This window comes from Gordonia sp. (in: high G+C Gram-positive bacteria) (genome assembly GCF_049299075.1).
Taxonomy (GTDB): Bacteria; Actinomycetota; Actinomycetes; order Mycobacteriales; family Mycobacteriaceae; genus Gordonia.
On record NZ_JBAQWU010000010.1, the window covers coordinates 1 to 2334 of the forward strand.

A 2334-nucleotide genomic window follows, 5' to 3' on the forward strand; every position below is an offset into this window, starting at 1 on the left:
GTCGCACTCCTCGGTCAGGTGCCGCTGGAGCAGCAGCTCCGCGAGGGCGGCGACGCAGGCGATCCCGTGGTGCTGGCCGCGCCCGATTCGGCGTCCGGATCCGCGCTGCGGGCCATCGCCGACACGCTGGCCGTTCGCAAGCGCGGTCTGGCCGGGATGAGCCTAGGCATCGATACCGTCCGACACTGATTCTTCCTACTGAACGTCAGGATGCCTGCTCATGACCTACGACGACGCCGGCTGGCACAGTGATACGGCGGCCGACCTCGGCCTCGGCGAGGAAGCCTCGGCCACCCACATCGGCATGTTCTTCGCCTGGCTCGCAGTGCACCGGCAGACCGCGCCGGGGTACACCGACACTGCCGCCCTGCTCGCCCGCACCATCACGCCGGGCGCCTTCGTAATCGAGCGCTGCGACGGGCAGATCGACCCGTCGATGCTGACCGATCGCGGCCAGGACTTCACCGCCGCTATCTACGAGGCCTATATGGAAGCCTACGAGCCGATCGCCGCCTCCCTGGGCGACGGCGAAAGCTACGCGGCCCCCGACGGCTGGGGCACCTACGACGCCGTGGCTCCGCTGATCGACGAGCTCCACGCCCGTTGGTCGGCGGGCAGCTGACCCGTCAAGTAGCGTCCCAGTCGGCGACCGTGCGGCGGCGGGACGGCGCGGGCGGCTGCTGACCACCGGTCGGCAATGCACCGCTGGCGGCACCGTTCAATTTGGCCGGATCGGCCTGGGCTGGCTCCCGGTGACCGGCCGGGAACACCGGATGCGGGTTGGCCGGTGCGGGTCCGGAGATGCTCAGCGAATCACGCACCGAGTCTTCCATCTCGTCGAGCGTGGACGCGTCACCATCAAACAGGTGCTTGGTGACGAGGGACTTCGGGGACATCTGCCGCAGTTCGTTGAGTTGCTGCAGCGGCTCGCGGAATGAGTCGAAGTCGGTACCCATCTGTTCCTGCAGATCCTTGGACGCACCGGTGGCGTAGTCGCGCGCCTTGCGCAGCGAACCCATGGTCCAGGAAATCGCGCCGGGCAACCGTTCCGGGCCCAAGATCACCAGCGCCAGCGCAATCAGGACCAGAATTTCACCCCAACCCACACTGCTGAACATCGATCGCTCTCTTCGTCGTCTCGCCGCTGGTCGTCTCGCCGCTGGTCGTGTCGCCGCTTGTCGTCGTGCCGGGCCGGTCAGTCCGCGGCTGGCGTGATGGTGCCGTCGAAGGTGCGCCCGTCGCGCCAGTAGGTGTATTTCACCTCTTGGCCGATGGTGGACATCCGAACGGCCACCGTCAACTCGTCGGCTCCTTCGATCGGCTGCCCGTTGAACTCGGTGATCACGTCGGTCTCCTTCAGCCCGGCCCGCGCGGCCGGGCTGCCGGCCGCCCCATCCTTGATGCGGGCGCCGAAGACCTGGTCGTTGCGCACCGTCGACGCGGAGATACCGATCTGCGAGTGAGTCACCTTGCCCTCGGCGATCAGCCGTTCGGCGATCGGCTTGACCTCGTTGACCGGGATCGCGAAACCGAGACCGATGGAGCCGCCACCGGCGGCCGCAATCGCAGTGTTCACCCCAACCACCCGACCTTGGGCGTCGACGAGCGGGCCACCGGAGTTGCCCGGGTTGATCGCGGCATCGGTCTGAATCGCGTTAATCACCGCATCGGTATCCGAGGCCGCGTCCGGGCGCAACGGCACCGCCCGGTCGACGGCGCTGACGATACCGGTGGTAACAGTGCGGTCCAGGCCGAGCGGGGCTCCGAAGGCAATCACCGGCTGGCCGATCTCGAGCTTGGCCGAATCCCCCAGTTGGCTGATCTTGAGACCTGCCACATCGTCGACCTTGAGCACTGCCACATCGGTCCTGATGTCGCGGCCGGCGATCCGGGCCGGCACGCGCTTGTGGTCAGCGAAGACCACCTCCAGCTTGGCTTGCTTGTCGTTGGCCGCGGTGGAAATAACATGGTTGTTGGTGACGATGTAACCGCGCGGGTCGACGACGAAGCCCGAACCCGAGCCGCCACCACCGGCGGTGCGGACCTCGATCACGACCACGGTTGGGGCGACTTCTCGGGCAACTTTCGCGACGTCGGTCGTCGCGGCAGGTGAACCGTCGACGTCAAGACTGACTTTGCTCGAGTTCAACGGTGGGATCGCCTCGGCGGTCCACCGGCCGATGAGGCCCCCGGCCACGCCGACGAGCACGGCGACGACCGCCAGCGAGGCGAGCGCCCACCAGTGCACTCGGCCGCCGAGGAGCAGTTCGCGGACGCCAAGCTTAGGACCGGGTTCAGTCGCCTCGGCGGTAGCCGTCTCGCTCAGCGCCGGAC

3 protein-coding genes and 1 pseudogene are annotated in these 2334 nt (G+C 67.7%); 2 read left to right on the top strand and 2 right to left on the bottom strand.

What is annotated here, in order from left to right; all coding sequences use genetic code 11:
• Positions 1-189, top strand: a pseudogene (locus WAW85_RS00385) (sodium:proton antiporter); the annotation flags it as partial.
• Positions 190-220: 31 nt separating this feature from the next.
• Positions 221-622, top strand: coding sequence for a hypothetical protein (locus tag WAW85_RS00390; RefSeq protein ID WP_422557702.1), 402 nt, complete (start codon positions 221-223; stop codon positions 620-622).
• 4 nt (positions 623-626) lie between these two features.
• On the opposite strand, the gene tatB is transcribed toward WAW85_RS00390, so the two are convergent.
• Positions 627-1118, bottom strand: coding sequence for a Sec-independent protein translocase protein TatB (gene tatB / locus WAW85_RS00395; RefSeq protein ID WP_422557703.1), 492 nt, complete (start codon positions 1116-1118; stop codon positions 627-629).
• A 77-nt stretch (positions 1119-1195) separates the two neighbouring features.
• The coding region (locus WAW85_RS00400) for a S1C family serine protease (RefSeq protein ID WP_422557704.1) at positions 1196-2334 on the bottom strand (1139 nt) is incomplete at its 5' end.

Coding starts and splice junctions, on each gene's coding strand:
- WAW85_RS00390 (WP_422557702.1), top strand. CDS start 221: ATGACCTACGACGACGCCGGCTGGCACAGTGATACGGCGGCCGACCTC.
- tatB (WP_422557703.1), bottom strand. CDS start 1,118: ATGTTCAGCAGTGTGGGTTGGGGTGAAATTCTGGTCCTGATTGCGCTG.